Origin of the sequence: Bradyrhizobium sp. SSBR45G (assembly GCF_030159255.1) — a bacterium.
Lineage (GTDB): Bacteria > Pseudomonadota > Alphaproteobacteria > Rhizobiales > Xanthobacteraceae > Bradyrhizobium.
The window spans coordinates 330,347-343,643 of the sequence record NZ_BSCT01000004.1; the positions used below are offsets into that span (position 1 = coordinate 330,347).

15 protein-coding genes are annotated in these 13,297 nt (G+C 66.1%); 7 read left to right on the plus strand and 8 right to left on the minus strand.

Annotation, left to right across the window (positions count from 1 at the left end; genetic code table 11):
* Window positions 1-192 precede the first annotated feature (192 nt).
* From QQL87_RS07990 to QQL87_RS08010, 5 genes are all read right to left on the minus strand, one after another.
* Window positions 193-441: a hypothetical protein gene (locus QQL87_RS07990; RefSeq protein ID WP_284417842.1), complete on the minus strand. Its 249-nt coding sequence runs from the start codon at window positions 439-441 to the stop codon at window positions 193-195.
* A gap of 158 nt (window positions 442-599) precedes the next feature.
* The gene (locus tag QQL87_RS07995) at window positions 600-983 is read right to left on the minus strand and encodes a hypothetical protein (RefSeq protein WP_284417843.1); all 384 of its coding nucleotides are present in this window, start codon (window positions 981-983) and stop codon (window positions 600-602) included.
* A 405-nt stretch (window positions 984-1,388) separates the two neighbouring features.
* Window positions 1,389-1,760 (minus strand): DUF4174 domain-containing protein, encoded by a 372-nt coding sequence (locus QQL87_RS08000; RefSeq protein ID WP_349817267.1) that lies wholly within the window; start codon window positions 1,758-1,760, stop codon window positions 1,389-1,391.
* A 172-nt stretch (window positions 1,761-1,932) separates the two neighbouring features.
* Window positions 1,933-2,430, minus strand: coding sequence for a nucleoside deaminase (locus QQL87_RS08005; RefSeq protein ID WP_284417845.1), 498 nt, complete (start codon window positions 2,428-2,430; stop codon window positions 1,933-1,935).
* Between the two features lie 121 nt (window positions 2,431-2,551).
* Complete coding sequence (locus QQL87_RS08010; RefSeq protein ID WP_284417846.1) at window positions 2,552-2,974, minus strand: ferritin-like domain-containing protein; 423 nt, start codon at window positions 2,972-2,974, stop codon at window positions 2,552-2,554.
* Between the two features lie 266 nt (window positions 2,975-3,240).
* On the opposite strand from QQL87_RS08010, the gene QQL87_RS08015 reads away from it, so the two are divergent.
* From QQL87_RS08015 to QQL87_RS08040, 6 genes are all read left to right on the plus strand, one after another.
* Window positions 3,241-3,693 carry an RbsD/FucU family protein gene (locus QQL87_RS08015; protein ID WP_284417847.1) on the plus strand — a complete coding sequence of 151 codons (453 nt, stop codon included), beginning with the start codon at window positions 3,241-3,243 and terminating at the stop codon, window positions 3,691-3,693.
* A 196-nt stretch (window positions 3,694-3,889) separates the two neighbouring features.
* Window positions 3,890-5,023 (plus strand): mannitol dehydrogenase family protein, encoded by a 1,134-nt coding sequence (locus QQL87_RS08020; RefSeq protein WP_284417848.1) that lies wholly within the window; start codon window positions 3,890-3,892, stop codon window positions 5,021-5,023.
* Between the two features lie 127 nt (window positions 5,024-5,150).
* Window positions 5,151-6,161, plus strand: coding sequence for a zinc-binding alcohol dehydrogenase family protein (locus tag QQL87_RS08025; RefSeq protein ID WP_284417849.1), 1,011 nt, complete (start codon window positions 5,151-5,153; stop codon window positions 6,159-6,161).
* A 212-nt stretch (window positions 6,162-6,373) separates the two neighbouring features.
* Window positions 6,374-6,706, plus strand: coding sequence for a hypothetical protein (locus QQL87_RS08030; RefSeq protein ID WP_284417850.1), 333 nt, complete (start codon window positions 6,374-6,376; stop codon window positions 6,704-6,706).
* Window positions 6,707-6,933: 227 nt separating this feature from the next.
* Window positions 6,934-7,692, plus strand: a complete 759-nt coding sequence (locus QQL87_RS08035) for an SDR family NAD(P)-dependent oxidoreductase (RefSeq protein ID WP_284417851.1) — start codon at window positions 6,934-6,936, stop codon at window positions 7,690-7,692.
* Window positions 7,689-8,597: a sigma-70 family RNA polymerase sigma factor gene (locus QQL87_RS08040; RefSeq protein ID WP_284417852.1), complete on the plus strand. Its 909-nt coding sequence runs from the start codon at window positions 7,689-7,691 to the stop codon at window positions 8,595-8,597. The genes QQL87_RS08035 and QQL87_RS08040 overlap by 4 nt, the downstream gene beginning before the upstream one ends.
* A gap of 100 nt (window positions 8,598-8,697) precedes the next feature.
* On the opposite strand, the gene QQL87_RS08045 is transcribed toward QQL87_RS08040, so the two are convergent.
* The gene (locus QQL87_RS08045; protein ID WP_284417854.1) at window positions 8,698-9,048 is read right to left on the minus strand and encodes a EutQ-related cupin domain-containing protein; all 351 of its coding nucleotides are present in this window, start codon (window positions 9,046-9,048) and stop codon (window positions 8,698-8,700) included.
* Window positions 9,049-9,564: 516 nt separating this feature from the next.
* Here QQL87_RS08045 and QQL87_RS08050 point away from each other — a divergent pair.
* Window positions 9,565-11,244, plus strand: a complete 1,680-nt coding sequence (locus QQL87_RS08050; protein WP_284417855.1) for a methyl-accepting chemotaxis protein — start codon at window positions 9,565-9,567, stop codon at window positions 11,242-11,244.
* 38 nt (window positions 11,245-11,282) lie between these two features.
* Here QQL87_RS08050 and QQL87_RS08055 read toward each other — a convergent pair whose 3' ends face one another.
* Both QQL87_RS08055 and QQL87_RS08060 read right to left on the minus strand, forming a co-directional pair.
* Window positions 11,283-12,488, minus strand: coding sequence for a M20/M25/M40 family metallo-hydrolase (locus tag QQL87_RS08055; protein ID WP_284417856.1), 1,206 nt, complete (start codon window positions 12,486-12,488; stop codon window positions 11,283-11,285).
* A 135-nt stretch (window positions 12,489-12,623) separates the two neighbouring features.
* A complete protein-coding gene (locus QQL87_RS08060) occupies window positions 12,624-12,926 on the minus strand; it encodes a hypothetical protein (protein WP_284417857.1) in 303 nt (100 codons plus the stop codon).
* Window positions 12,927-13,297: the final 371 nt, after the last annotated feature.

Genomic DNA, 13,297 nt, shown 5'->3' on the forward strand with positions numbered 1-13,297 from the left:
GCTCGGACACCCATTCTCGCGTGCAGAAGGAGGTCAAGCGAAACTCATAGGGCCTCGGCGATCTCGCGACCTAAACAGTTGTCGGGGCAGTCAGCATGGCTTGCGCTTGGCAGTTGAACACTCCTTGGAGCAGCGCAGGGTATGGCGCTAGCTCCGTGAGTGCCCCGGAAAATTGCGTACTCCAGGCTCTATTCAACGACGCCGCGCCACTGCGGCGCCCAGAACGAAGGCGACCATTAGGGAAGAGAGCGGGGCCACGCGGGTGATGTCGCTCAGAACGTCGAGCGGCATTCCCGGCTTGCGCCCGGCCTCGACGGCGTGGCTCACCTGCTTGACAGCCCCACTCACGAGACCGGCGAACGACCGTATGGCGGATCGCTTGTCCTCCGCAGGGTAGAGCCCGTCATAGATGAACGGCGGCAGCGCCGGATCGTCGCTCATGATGCTTCTCATTTATGGAGTACGTGTGTTCGCGTGTCAGGCATCAATGTCGCGGAGCTCAAGATGGTTCCACGGCGGCAGCGAAGGTCTCAGGCCGGACGCCGGGCGAGCGCCGCGAGGGCTCGCCCGGTGCCACGCAGGTTTCAATCAGAAGCGGCTCAGCGGCAGTTCCAGGTCGTGCCTTGCGCGCAAGCCGCGTTCGGGCTTTCGCCGCCATAGATCTGATAGGGATATTCGCCCTTGCGATAATAGCCATAGGCGTTCGGGTTCGCGCCGTAGTAGGCCGGCGCCTCGTAGTACGCCGGACCGCCATAGGCCGGACCATCATAATAGTCATAGGCGTTCCGGCTTGCGGCGATCGCAAGACCGGTGCCGATGGCGCCTGCCGCAAGTGCGGCGCCGACCGCAGCGCCACCGCCACCGCCGCCGTGCCAGCGCCCATTTCGCGCGTCGGCACTGGTCGGGGCGAGGGCGCCGATCGCGAGTGCGGTCAATGAAGCGATAACGGCCGTGCGGCCGAGCAGAACATTCTTGGTCGACATATCAGGCCTCCAGTGAAGTGCGCCGTGATTGGCGAATGTCCCCGGCGTCCGGCTCTGTACAGAACTGTTGACGAATGTCAGAGCCGGACAAAGCCGGCAGACAGATGATCAGTTGCGGTTGGACCTGCCTTGCTTGACAGCCTGCGGCGGTCCCGAAGCGGTCCATTGCACTAGAACCGCTGCTTCGCTTTGGAGTTCCGGCGCCGCCCGAACTTCGATGCGGTTGCGCCAGTGCCGCTCCGCGGAGGAGGTAGGTGGGGCCGGCGTCCTCGATCGGGCCGCCAGCGCCCGAGGCCAAAGCGCAGCGGGACATTCAACAGCTGACAATTGTTCAGGGACGTCGATGAGACTTGATGCGGTGAACCTGATGAGCGCGCCGTCCCGAGTTGCACGGCGGGCTCCTCGTCACCGCGGCTGTTGTCGTGACCTCGCCCGCCGCATTTCGTCCTGACGCATCGGCATCGCATCGACATGCTTGAACAAGGCGTCGGCTGAGAGCGGCGTCTCCGAGGCCAGCGCGGTGTGGCCGTCCTTGCCGATCAGAGTGATCCTGAAGCGGCGGCCGTCGGCGCCAAGGGCTGAGCGGAGCTGGCGGGAGAGGGCGCTGTCGTCGAGGGCCTCCAACAGGATGATCGCGCGTTCCGACATGCCGTCTCTGGCCGTGTCATAGATCCGGCGCTGCTGCTGCGCCGCGGCGCCGTCGGGGCCGGTGACCACCAGGACGCGGTTGGTCCATCGGTAGCGGTCGAGCGGCGAGGCCTCAGAGGCGGGCGTCATGGCGATCAATCCCAGCAGAATCGCGGTTGTGAGCAGATGCGGTCGCATGTCCCGGACCTCGTGATGGCGTCATGACCTGAACGTGGTCGGCGGCGGGCCGGATCTGTGGTCCGTGCCGCCGGCTGCAAGCGGTCCGCGATGCGATGGCCCTTCTCGTTGCGCACTGCCGGGTCTATCGGTTGCCCTGATCCTCGATCGGGACATCGTCCCAGGGGCGATAATACAGCTTGCTGCAGGCCTCGCGCAGAATGCCACCCTCGATCGCCAGGTCGTCACGATAGGCTTTCTCGACGAATTTGAGCGTGTCGACGTGCCGTGCTTCGAAGTACATCTGGTGCACGTCCTCGCGGCCGGCGCCGAACACGATGCGGCCGACCTTGCTCCAGATCGAGGCCATCGTGCACATCCCGCAGGGCTGCAGGGTGGTGTAGAGCGTGGCGCCGCGCAGCTCACCGTTGTCGAAGCCGCGTCCGGCGGCGCGGATGGCCTCGATCTCCGCGTGGGCCGTGGCGTCATGCTTGGTCGCCACGTGGTTGCGTTCGGCCGCGATGATCTCGGAGCCCAGCACGATCACGCAGCCGATCGGCGACAGCGCGGGATCTGCGCCATCCTGGATGGCGACCTTGATCGCCTCCAGCATGAAGTGTTCGTCGGTTTTCAGGTTCGGCACGAGGAGCATCCTGACGGTGACGTCTGCGGCCGACGACGATCGCCGGCCGCGGTGAGCTGCACGGCGCAAGCCTGGCCGCCGGGGCGATAGCTCATCCTCGCCCTGACAGGGATTGACACGCTCAGGCTTCCAGCTGCTTCATCTCGGCGATCTTCGCCAGCAGGGTCTCGCGCTGTCGGCGCAGCGTCGCCGTGACGGCGGGGTCGCCTGCGCAGTCCTTCAGCGCGTCGTCATAGTCGGCGACGATCTGCTCTTCGCCGCTGACGAAGGACGAGAGCGCATTGGTGCCGAGGCCGGTTACGGCGGCGCGGACGCTGATGACGGTCCTGTGGACCGTGGACATGAACGACCCGGAATCGTCCGGCGTCTCACCCATCCGGGTCAGCGCGTCATGCAGCTCCGAATGATCTCTGTCCTTCAGGGCGATCATCTCGGCAAACAGCGACTTGAGCGCGGGCGTTTCGGTGTCCTTGGCGGCTTCCTGATAGCCGTTTCGCGCATCGACCAGCGCCGTGTGCAATGTCTTCAGACTGTCTGCAGCCATGTGGATCTCGCCGATCTGCCGGGGGTTGCACGGTTCGAAATTGCGACCACGACAATCCGCGCTTGCCGGCTTTGTTCCGTGCCGCAGCGCTCTGCCGCAGGGGGCTGCCCGCGTGCGCCCGCACGCATTGGCGCCATCGGCGCAGGTCAGGAATGTCTGGATCGGCCAACCAGAATGACGCACCATCCGACCGAACGCCGACGCCGGTCCGGCCGCGAGAATCGGGGACAGTCGGAACGACAATGCAAACGATGCAGGGAGACACCATGCTCAAATCCATCGATCCGATGCTCAATGCCGACGTGCTCTATGCGCTCCGCGCGATGGGGCATGGCGACCGGCTGGTGATCTGCGACACCAATTTTCCGGCCGATTCGATCGCGCGGCAGACCGTGTTCGGCGAGCTCCTGCGGATCGACAATGTCAGCGCGGCCCGGGCCGTCCAGGCGGTGCTGTCGGTGCTGCCGCTCGACACCTTCATCGACGATGCCGCGGTCCGGATGGAGGTCGTCGGCAAGCCGGAGGAGGTGACGCCGGTGCAGCAGGAGGTCCAGGCGGTGATCGATCGCGCCGAAGGCCGGTCCTGGCCGCTGGTCGGCGTCGAGCGCTACAGGTTCTATGAGATGGCCAAGAGCGCCTATTGCGTGATTGCGACCGGCGAGCGCCGGTTCTACGGCTGCTTCATCTTCAGCAAGGGCGTGATTCCGCCGGAATTTTGATTGGCTTCATCCTCGGACAAGCTCTCGTCGTGCCGGGCCATTGGCGGCGCAAATCACCGTCTCCACAGCTTGGATGAATTTCAGATACGAAAACAGCTTGACCCCACAAGACGATCGGTTTTTGTCGATCAAATACAACGAAAAATGAGGGTGAGGTGATGCGCAAGGTGGTTGGTTCGTTCGTCCGTGCGGCCTGATGACCGGTCGCATCCTTCAGTTCGGCACCAGCCGCTTCCTGCAGGCGCATGTCGATCTTTTCGTGCATGAGGCCCGCGCTGCGGGCCAGACCGTCGGCCCCATCACCGTCGTCCAGACGTCCGCTGCAGTGGAACGATCGGGCCGGATCGCTGCCTTTGGCGCGCCCGGCGGCTATCCCGTGATCATCCGCGGCCTCGAGAATGGCGCGCCGGTCGAGCGCCGGCTGATGGTCAGCAGCGTCGATCGCGGCCTTTCCGCCATTCACGACTGGGCTGAGCTGCGCCGGCTGTTCGCGACGTCGGTCGATGTCGTTGTCTTGAACACCGGGGATACCGGCTATGATGTCGCTCCGGCAGACAGGCAGCCGTCGCTGCTGGCGGCCGCGCCACCGGCGTCGTTTCCCGGCAAGCTGACGGCGCTGCTCCACCATCGCTGGCAGGAGGGCGGGCAGCCCCTGACGATCCTGCCCTGCGAGCTGCTGCAACAGAACGGCCGCGCCTTGCGCGATTGCGTTGTCGCGCTCGCCGAGGCTGCGCAGACCGCGCCTGACTTCCGGCACTGGCTGGGCGAATCCGTGCTGTGGGTCAACACGCTGGTGGACCGGATCGTCTCCGAGGCGATCGAGCCGATCGGAGCGATTGCCGAGCCATATGCGCTCTGGGCCATCGAGCGGCAGCCCGGCCTGACGCTGCCGTTCTCGCATCCGTCGGTCGTGCTTGCCGACGACCTCGAGCCGTTCGAGCGGCTGAAGCTTCACATTCTCAATCTCGGCCACACCGTGCTGGCCGATCTCTGGCTCCAACAGGGAAAGCCCGCGCAGCAGACGGTGCGGCAGATGCTGGCGGAGCCGCGGATCCGGAGCGAGCTGGAGAATGTATATCGGCAGGAGGTCTTGCCTGGCTTTGCGATGCGCGGCATGCGCGACCAGGCGGAGGCCTATATGGCCACGACGCTGGAGCGTTTTCTCAACCCCTTCCTGGCGCATCGGCTCGCCGACATCGCGCAGAACCATGCGGCCAAGGTCGAGCGCCGCATTGCAGGCTTTCTTGCCTGGGCGGCCGACGGCGGGGCGCAACTCACGGCGCCCGTGCTGCGCGCCATCGTCGCCCGCGCTGCCGGGGCGACGCCATGAGCCGCCATCTACAAGACCTATCACGGCGCCGATCTGCCGGCGGACATGCTGACCTGAGACCAATCCGGTCCACCGCTCGCGGTGGACCGGGCCTCGTTCCACCTTCATCAAAGAAAGACAGCAAGCCATGCAAGTACTGCTGTGCGACGAACCGGGTCAGCTGCGGGTCATCGATCGCCCGCCACCCCAACCCGCGGAAGGCGAGGCGCTGATCCGCATTCGCCGGATCGGCATCTGCGGCACCGACTTCCATATCTTCCAGGGCAAGCATCCCTTCCTGCAATATCCGCGGGTGATGGGTCACGAGCTGTCCGGCACGGTCGAAGCCGCACCGGCCGGCAGCGGCCTGCAGCCGGGGCAGAACGTCTATATCGTGCCTTATCTCGCCTGCGGGCGCTGCGTCGCCTGCCGCAAGGGCATCACCAATGCCTGCCAGAACATCCGCGTGCTCGGTGTCCATATGGACGGCGGCATGGCGGAGCTGCTCTGCGTTCCCGCGCAATATGCCATCCCGGTCGGCGACACCTCGCTCGACGACGCGGCCATGATCGAATTCCTGGCGATCGGCGCCCACGGGGTGAAGCGCGGCGGTGTCTCGTCGCAGGACCGGGTGCTCGTGGTCGGCTCGGGGCCGATCGGCATGTCAGCCGTCGTCTTCGCCAAGGCGCGCGGCGCCCACGTCACCGTCATGGATCTGCGTGAGGACCGCCTGGCCTTCACGCAGCACAGCCTCGGCGCCGACGCGACGCTGATCGCCGACGCCGATGCGGAGCGCAAGGCCGGCGCCGCCACGTCGGGCGACTTCTTCGACGTCGTGATCGACTGCACCGGCAACCAGCCTTCGATGCAGCGCGGCTTCGGCTTCGTGGGACATGGCGGACGCTACGTGCTGGTCAGCGTGGTGCCGACGGACATCACCTTCTCCGACCCCGAATTCCACAAGCGCGAGACCACGCTGTTCGCGAGCCGCAATGCGCAGCCGGACGATTTCGCCGAGGTGGTGCGTCAGATGCAGGCCGGGCGCGTGCCGACCCGCGCGATGCGCACCCATTCCGGGCCGCTGAGCGACGGGCCGGAGCTGTTCCGCAGCTGGCTGCGTCCCGAGGCGGGTGTCATCAAGGCGATCCTGGAGCTCTGACGCCGATGATGGCAGCCCGCGTCCTGCGCCTTGATCAGGACGACAACGTCGTCGCCGCGGTCAACGGCCTCCCAGGCCGGGGCCGCGGACGATTGCCGCGGTGATGGCGGCATCGTAGGCTCGCGTGCTAAGCGCCCCCGGCGGCGCGATCGTCGACCGGGTTTTGCCGGGACATGCGATGGCACGAAACATCACGGAGAGCCGTTGGTTTGATGGACGATGACGACCGCAGCGGGCAGATATCGCAGATCGAGGCCCGGCTCGATGAGCTTGCCGACGTGGCCGAGCGGTGTCGAAAGATCATCCTGGTCTCGAAGTTCTTGATCTATGTCGGCGCCGGAACACTGCTCGGCGCAGTGCTGGGCCTGCTCGGGTCCAATGCGGTTGCCGCCCTCGGTGCGATTGCTGCGGTTCTGGGCGGCATCGTTTCACTGGGATCGAACGTCAGCACATTGCGGGAAACCATGGCGGCGATGGCTGCCGCTGAGGCGTTGCGCTCCGACCTGATCAGCAGCATCGATCTGCGCCTGGTTGGCGACGGGTGAAGGTTTGCCCGTCGGGCAGTCGCGCCAGCCGGCCTGCCAATAGCTGTGGCCGTCTCGCGCGCGAGATGGCGCGGCCGTTTTGAGCCGCGCGGATGGACCCGGACTCCATCGGCGGCCTGTGGCGCAAGGGGCGGCGTTGCGGACCTGCACGGCGGCTGGTGCCGCAGGCCCGACTCTTTTCCCATGGCTCGATCGTCTTGGCTTCATCTGGAGAATGGAGCATCGTCATGAGCCTGAAGGACAAGAACGTCGTCGTCACCGGGGGAAGCCGCGGTCTCGGACTGGGATTGGTGGAAGCCCTCGTCGGTCACGGCGCCAAGGTGACCGTCGTCGCCCGTGGCGTCGAGGCGCTGGAGGCCGCTGCTGCCCGCCTGGGCGTTGCCACCATCGCGGCGGATGTCACCGATGAAGCCGCCGCGCATCGCATCGTTCGCGACGTGCGCCCCGACATCCCGGTGCTGAATGCCGGCACCACGCCGCAGATGGGCCGGCTGGATCAGCTGAGCTGGAAGGAGTTTTCGGTGGCCTGGGAGACGGATGTGAAGGCGGGCCTGTACTGGCTGCAGGCGGCGCTCAAGCTCCCGCTCAAGCCTGGAAGCCGCGTGCTGGTCGGATCGAGCGGCGCAGCGGTGACCGGCTCGCAGATGTCGGGCGGCTATGGCGGTGCCAAGCGCATGCTCTGGTTCATGGCGAAATACGCCAACGGCGTGTCCCAGGAGCAGAACCTCGGCATCCGCTTCCAGGCGATCGTGCCGCGCATGATGATCCCTGGCACCGGCGTCGGCGATGCCGCCGCGGGGGCCTATGCGAGGGCCATGGGCATCACGCCGGACGCGTTCGTCACCCGCTTCGGCGCGCCGATGCCGCCGCGGGTGTTCGGTGACCGTGTGGTCTCGGTGCTGGAGGACCCGCAATTCGCCGATGGCATCGTGTTCGGTCTCAACGGCGATGACGGTGTGACCGTCATGGAAGGAGCTGCCGCTTGAGCCGCGGCCGGCACGCGTCCGAGGCTGCGCGGACCGAGCTCATCGCGCTGGCGGAACGGCTGCGGCCGGAGCTGCACCGCTACTGCGCGCGACTGATGGGCTCGGTCATCGACGGCGAGGACGTTGTCCAGGACGCTCTCGCGCGCGCGCTCGCTGCCGTCGACGACATGCGGGCGGTCGCGTCGCCGCGCGCCTGGCTGTTCCGCATCGCGCATAATCGCGCGCTCGACCTGCTGCGCAGCCGCGCGCTCCGGGCCGCAGACCCGATCGACGCGGCGGACAACATCGCAGACACCGCCGCCCCGGATCCCGTGGAGATGATGATGCGCCGGGAGGCGATCGAGACGGCCATATCGCGCTTCACCGAGCTGCCGCTCCACCAGCGCAGCGTGCTGATCCTCAAGGATGTCCTGGATGAGCCGCTCGCGGACATCGCAGCGCTGCTCGATCTCACGGTCGACGCGGTGAAAGCGCATCTCGCCCGCGGCCGCGCGCGCCTGCGCGAGATCAACGCCACCGCCGCCGATCCGCCGCCTGCACGGCCGGTGTCCGATGCGGTGGCGCGCTACGTGGCGATGTTCAACCAGCGCGACTGGGACGGCTTGCGCGCGCTGCTGGCCGGCGATGTCAAGCTAAACCAGTCCACGCATCCCGTGCGTTCCGGCGCGGCCGATGTCGGCATGTTCTTCAGCATCTACGCCCGAACGGAAGACATCTGGCTCGCACCCGCATGGCTCGAGGGTAGGGAGGTGATCGCCGTCTTCGACCGGAGGACGGATCAGAACCCAAGTTACTTCATGTGGCTTGGGTGGCGCGACGGAAGGATCAGCTTCATCCGCGACTACCGCTATGTCCGCTATGTCGTCGCCGACGCCGAGCTGGTGCTCGCACCGGACGGCCAATAGCGTCGTCGCGCGGGCCTGCTCGGGAGGTTGGCCCCGTTCGGATCCCGCGCGCATTCGGGTGCGATGATGTTGCGGCGGGAGGGCTCGGGATTCAGGGGTCTCACCCGCGCGCCTGCTGCCAATGCGGATAGGTGACGTAGGCCGTGACTGCGCCCTCGTCATGCGAGCGGATGGTGACGGCGGATCCCTTCGGCATATGCACGATATCGCCCGGACCGGCGGTGACGGTGCCGCCCATGCTCGTGACCGACAGCCGGCCTGCGAGCACCACCATGACGTCATCGACGGCCATCGTCTCGACCAGGCTCTGGTCGGGTCCGTAGCGGCCGAAGCCGATGCTGACAGGCGCGCCTTGCCGCTGGTCGATCACATTGGCTGCGAACACCTCGCCATCCTGTCCGGGCGAGCGCTCGAACAAGGAGTCGGTCACGGCGAACTTGCGTACGGTCATAATGTTCCTCCGGCGTCGGCTAGATGTCTTCTGGGGTACCGCCCGGTCAACGCGTGGCCCAGTTGCTTTGTTCACGGCGTCATCGGCGCGGCCATCGCGGGCCCGCTTTGCGGAGTGTGGTGCACACGGTGGTCAGGGATCACGCGGACAGTCGATACCCGGTCTTCCCTGCGCCTCTTTAATGGAGGTGCCAAATGATGGTAGAACTCGGGCGCAGCATGCCGCGAGATCGCGGACTCATATCTTCCGTGGTCCAGGCGCGCGGCGCGGCGTCGATTCGGGTGACCACGCTGCGGCTTATCTTCGCCGCGATGGAAGTTGTTCCTGCAAGCACCGTCGTCGCTCCCGAACCCCCGTATCAGGATACTTATTTCCGTACTATTACGGACGCGGATCCGTCGGGCGCAGAAGTTTTGTCAAGAGATGGTCGGCGCAGCCGCCGCGTGTGCGCTGCAAGTAAGTAAATCAAAACATTATGTCGGCTAACCTTTGTTCACTGTTGGATCGGGGACCGTCGTGAAGCTCAATCTTAAAATCACATCGAAGCTCGTCATTCTCGTGAGCGTGACGATTCTCGGCCTGTGCGTGGCCGGTGCCCTCGCTGCCGTTATGGTCAAGCGCGAGATGTTGGCCGAGCGGACAGATCAGCTGAGAGCCATGATGGAAGTCGGGCGCAACGTTGCACTGGCGTTGCAGAAGAAGGTCGAGGCCGGTCAGATGACGAAGGAGGCGGCGGTCGCCGAGTTCGTCAATCGCATCGAGCCGATGACCTACGACAACGGCACCGGTTATCTGTTCGTGTACAACATGGACGGCACGGTCGTTTATCTGCCCGGCTTCAAGGCGGGCACCAACCGGCTCGAGGTCCTGGTCAACGGCCTGCCGGTGACACGGATGCTGCGCGACACGGTCGCCAAGTCCGGCGAGGGCACGGTACACTATGATTTCGTCAAGCCGGGCCAGCAGGTCCTGAGCCCGAAGATGTCCTACGTCGGCGGCATCCCGGCCTGGAACATGTTCATTGGTGTCGGCGCCTATTTGGACGATCTCGACCTCAAGCTCCAGCCGCTCATCGCGGCGATCGGCACCGCGATGCTGCTGATTGCCGGCGTTTCCGGCCTCATCGCCTGGCTGATCGGTCGTAGCATTACCCGCCCCTTGGGCACGCTCGGCGCACGTATGAGGTCGCTTGCCGACGGCTCGCTCGATGACGAGATCCCAGGTGTCGGTCGCAGCGACGAAGTCGGCGCGATGGCAAAGACGGTGCAGGTGTTCAAGGACAATGCGGTGCGGATCCGCGGGCTCGAGCAACTCGAGGCGGAAAACCAGGCTCGTGCGGCTGCAGAACGCCAGGCGACGTTGCAGAGGTTCGCCGACGAGTTCGAGGGCAGCGTCAATGGAATCGTCCGTTCGGTGTCGGCCGCTGCCACGGGAATGCAGGCGAGTGCGCAATCGATGACGGCGACGGCCAGCGATGCCAGCTCGCGGGCCTCAACCGTCGGCGCCGCGTCGGCGCGATCGTCGGATAATGTCAGCACCGTCGCGGCTGCCGCCGAAGAGCTGTCGGCCTCGGTCAGCGAAGTGCTGCGGCAAGTCTCGCAATCGAGCGAGATCGCAAGCAAGGCGGTCAGCGATGCGGAGCGCACCAACGCAACGGTCCAGCAACTGTCGAGCGGCGCCGAGAAGATCGGCGAGGTCGTGCAACTGATTCACAGCATTGCGGCGCAGACAAATCTGCTTGCGCTCAATGCGACCATCGAAGCCGCGCGAGCCGGAGAGTCCGGCCGCGGCTTCGCGGTCGTCGCGTCCGAAGTCAAGGCGCTCGCGAGCCAGACCGCCAAGGCCACCGAGGAGATCTCGGCTCAGGTCTCGGCGATGCAGGCCTCGACCAGCCAAGCCGTGAACTCGATCAGCGCCATCACCGGCACCATCGGCCAGATGAGCCAGATCACCATGCGGATCTCGGCCGCCGTCGAAGAGCAGGGGGCCGCGACCCAGGAGATCGCCCGCAACATCCAGTCGGTGGCAGCAGGTTCCAGCGAAGTCAGCGCCCATATCGGCGGCGTCAGTGCCGCTGCGGAGGCGACTGGTGCGGCGGCAAGCAATGTGCTGTCGAATGCCCGTGACCTCGACGGTCAGTCCAGCATGCTGCGCGTCGCTGTGGACGAGTTCCTGAGCAAGGTCCGTGCGGCTTGAGAGTCGTCCTGCCTCGCGGGCGGGCTTCCGACTGAGCCTCACCCCATCGTCGCCAACCGCAGCGCGAGCGCGCAGGCGCGGTCGTATTCGTCGAGGCTGATCCACTCGTCGATCGTATGCGGCTCGTTCTGGCCGGTGCCGAAGGTGACGGTCGGGACGCCGTGGCGGACCATCCAGTTCGCATCCAGCCCGCCATTGCCGGCGCGCAAGGTCGGCGTGGCGCCGATGTCGGAGACGGCGGCGGTGGCGCGCTTGACGACGGGCAGGGTCTCCTTCATGCGGAAGGGGTGATAGTCGGTCTCGGCCGTGAACTTGACGCGCCCCGACTTGCCGTCGCTGTTGGTGACGCGCTTGGCGGCAGTCTCGAACGCCGCCTTGTAGGCCTTCGTGATCTCGCGGATGAACTTGGCGTCGTGGCTGCGGCTCTCGCCGCGGACATGGATGTAGTCGGTGACGACGTTGGTGGCGTCGCCCGCAGGGCGGCCCTCGCCGCCGGTGACCGGGCCGACATTGCTGGTGCCCTGTTTGGCGTCCTTGCCCTTCCCCTTCACCACCTTGCCGAACCAGCCGCCGGCCTTCACCTCGGCGAGCGCGAGCGCCAGGATCATGGTGGCGCTGATGCCGCGCTCGGGTGCGACGCCGGCATGCGAGGCGCGGCCGAAGATCTCGACCTGCCAGCGGTCGGCGCCGACTGCGCCGATGGTGACGCCGGAGGCGGAGCTGCCGTCGAAGTTGAATGCCATCTCGGGGGTGCCGAGGTCGTCGGTTTTGACGTGGCGCGCGCCCCACAGCCCGGTCTCCTCGCGGACGCAGAACAGCAGCGTGATCGGCGGATGATCGAGCTTTTGCCGGGTCAGCTCCGCCGCCAAGGTCACGAGGATGCCGCAGCCGCAGCGGTTGTCGCCGCCGAGCGCGGTCTTGGCCTGGTTGACGATCTTGCGGCCGGAGATCTTCGGCTGCGCGCCGGCACACAGCGGCACCGTGTCCATGTGGGTCATGAACATGATCCGCGGCTGGTTGTGCTTCGTGCCGCGGCCGGGCAGGTCGACGATCAGATTGCCGGTCTCGGTCGGCAGCGGAATGCGCGTGTTGGCATCGTCGAGCCGCATCGCCTTGGCCGGCACGCCGGCCTGCTTCAACACCGCCATGAGCTCGCGCCCGATCGCCTTCTCGCGTCCGCTGACGCCCTCCACGGCAAGAAAGCGCATGAGGCGGTCGGTGGCGGCGGCGGTGTCGATGGACATGACGAATCCCCTGGGAGCACGATGCGCCAGCATCGCTCCCGGTGCCGCGATGTGCAAGGAAAGCCAATGCAGGACGGCAATGCGCCCATGGATGCGTTCGTCAGCTCAGCAGACGCTCTGTTCGCGCAGCCGCACTCAGTGGTTGAGCGCCTGCACGCCGTCATGAACCTGATAGACCACCTTGCCCTCGCGCCAGGCGAAGGGCGCGTCGGGATCGCGGCAGGTGATGTTGGATTCGGGAATGAGCTTGTCGCACAGCATGACGATGATGGCTTCCAGCGGCGCCGAGGTGTCGTTCTCCTCGGTCATGCGGTCGATCGAGATCTCGCCGCCTTCGACGCCGTCGTCGATGTGCACGATGAAGATCTCCTCATGGCCGTGAATGCCATGCGCCGTCACCCGGAACACTTCGCCCTTGTATTCGAATTCGCGAACCATCGTTTCCACCCATTCCGTGTTGTTGATTGCCGCAAGCGGGTGCGGAAACTAGGAGCGCGCGTGGCGAGGGTCAAGAAAAGTTGGTGTCGGGAATCCGACAAAATGCACGGCGATGCGATGCGCCGCGAACGTTGTTAGTTGCGTCGATGTCGCAATCCTCGCCGCTATTTGTTGTCGTACAGTGCAGCGTCGTCGAACGCGGTGTCGCGTCCTGGCGACGCGGCGCTGATCCAGGGCCGGCACAGACGGACGGGACAGCGGGCGCCGGGACCGGAGAGGGGAAACGCCCGGACGATCCGCTCTCGTGCGCCTGCCGAGCCGCCGCCGCCCCGCCGAGTCGCGGCAGGAGCGGGGACCGCCGTCCGAAGCAC

Excerpts from the sequence above, each read along its gene's own strand:
- QQL87_RS08015 (WP_284417847.1), top strand. The coding sequence starts at position 3,241 with ATGCTCAAATCCATCGATCCGATGCTCAATGCCGACGTGCTCTATGCG.
- QQL87_RS08020 (WP_284417848.1), top strand. The coding sequence starts at position 3,890 with ATGACCGGTCGCATCCTTCAGTTCGGCACCAGCCGCTTCCTGCAGGCG.
- QQL87_RS08035 (WP_284417851.1), top strand. The coding sequence starts at position 6,934 with ATGAGCCTGAAGGACAAGAACGTCGTCGTCACCGGGGGAAGCCGCGGT.
- QQL87_RS08000 (WP_349817267.1), bottom strand. The coding sequence starts at position 1,760 with ATGACGCCCGCCTCTGAGGCCTCGCCGCTCGACCGCTACCGATGGACC.
- QQL87_RS08060 (WP_284417857.1), bottom strand. The coding sequence starts at position 12,926 with ATGGTTCGCGAATTCGAATACAAGGGCGAAGTGTTCCGGGTGACGGCG.
- QQL87_RS08010 (WP_284417846.1), bottom strand. The coding sequence starts at position 2,974 with ATGGCTGCAGACAGTCTGAAGACATTGCACACGGCGCTGGTCGATGCG.
- QQL87_RS08045 (WP_284417854.1), bottom strand. The coding sequence starts at position 9,048 with ATGACCGTACGCAAGTTCGCCGTGACCGACTCCTTGTTCGAGCGCTCG.
- QQL87_RS08025 (WP_284417849.1), top strand. The coding sequence starts at position 5,151 with ATGCAAGTACTGCTGTGCGACGAACCGGGTCAGCTGCGGGTCATCGAT.
- QQL87_RS07995 (WP_284417843.1), bottom strand. The coding sequence starts at position 983 with ATGTCGACCAAGAATGTTCTGCTCGGCCGCACGGCCGTTATCGCTTCA.
- QQL87_RS07990 (WP_284417842.1), bottom strand. The coding sequence starts at position 441 with ATGAGCGACGATCCGGCGCTGCCGCCGTTCATCTATGACGGGCTCTAC.
- QQL87_RS08030 (WP_284417850.1), top strand. The coding sequence starts at position 6,374 with ATGGACGATGACGACCGCAGCGGGCAGATATCGCAGATCGAGGCCCGG.
- QQL87_RS08055 (WP_284417856.1), bottom strand. The coding sequence starts at position 12,488 with ATGTCCATCGACACCGCCGCCGCCACCGACCGCCTCATGCGCTTTCTT.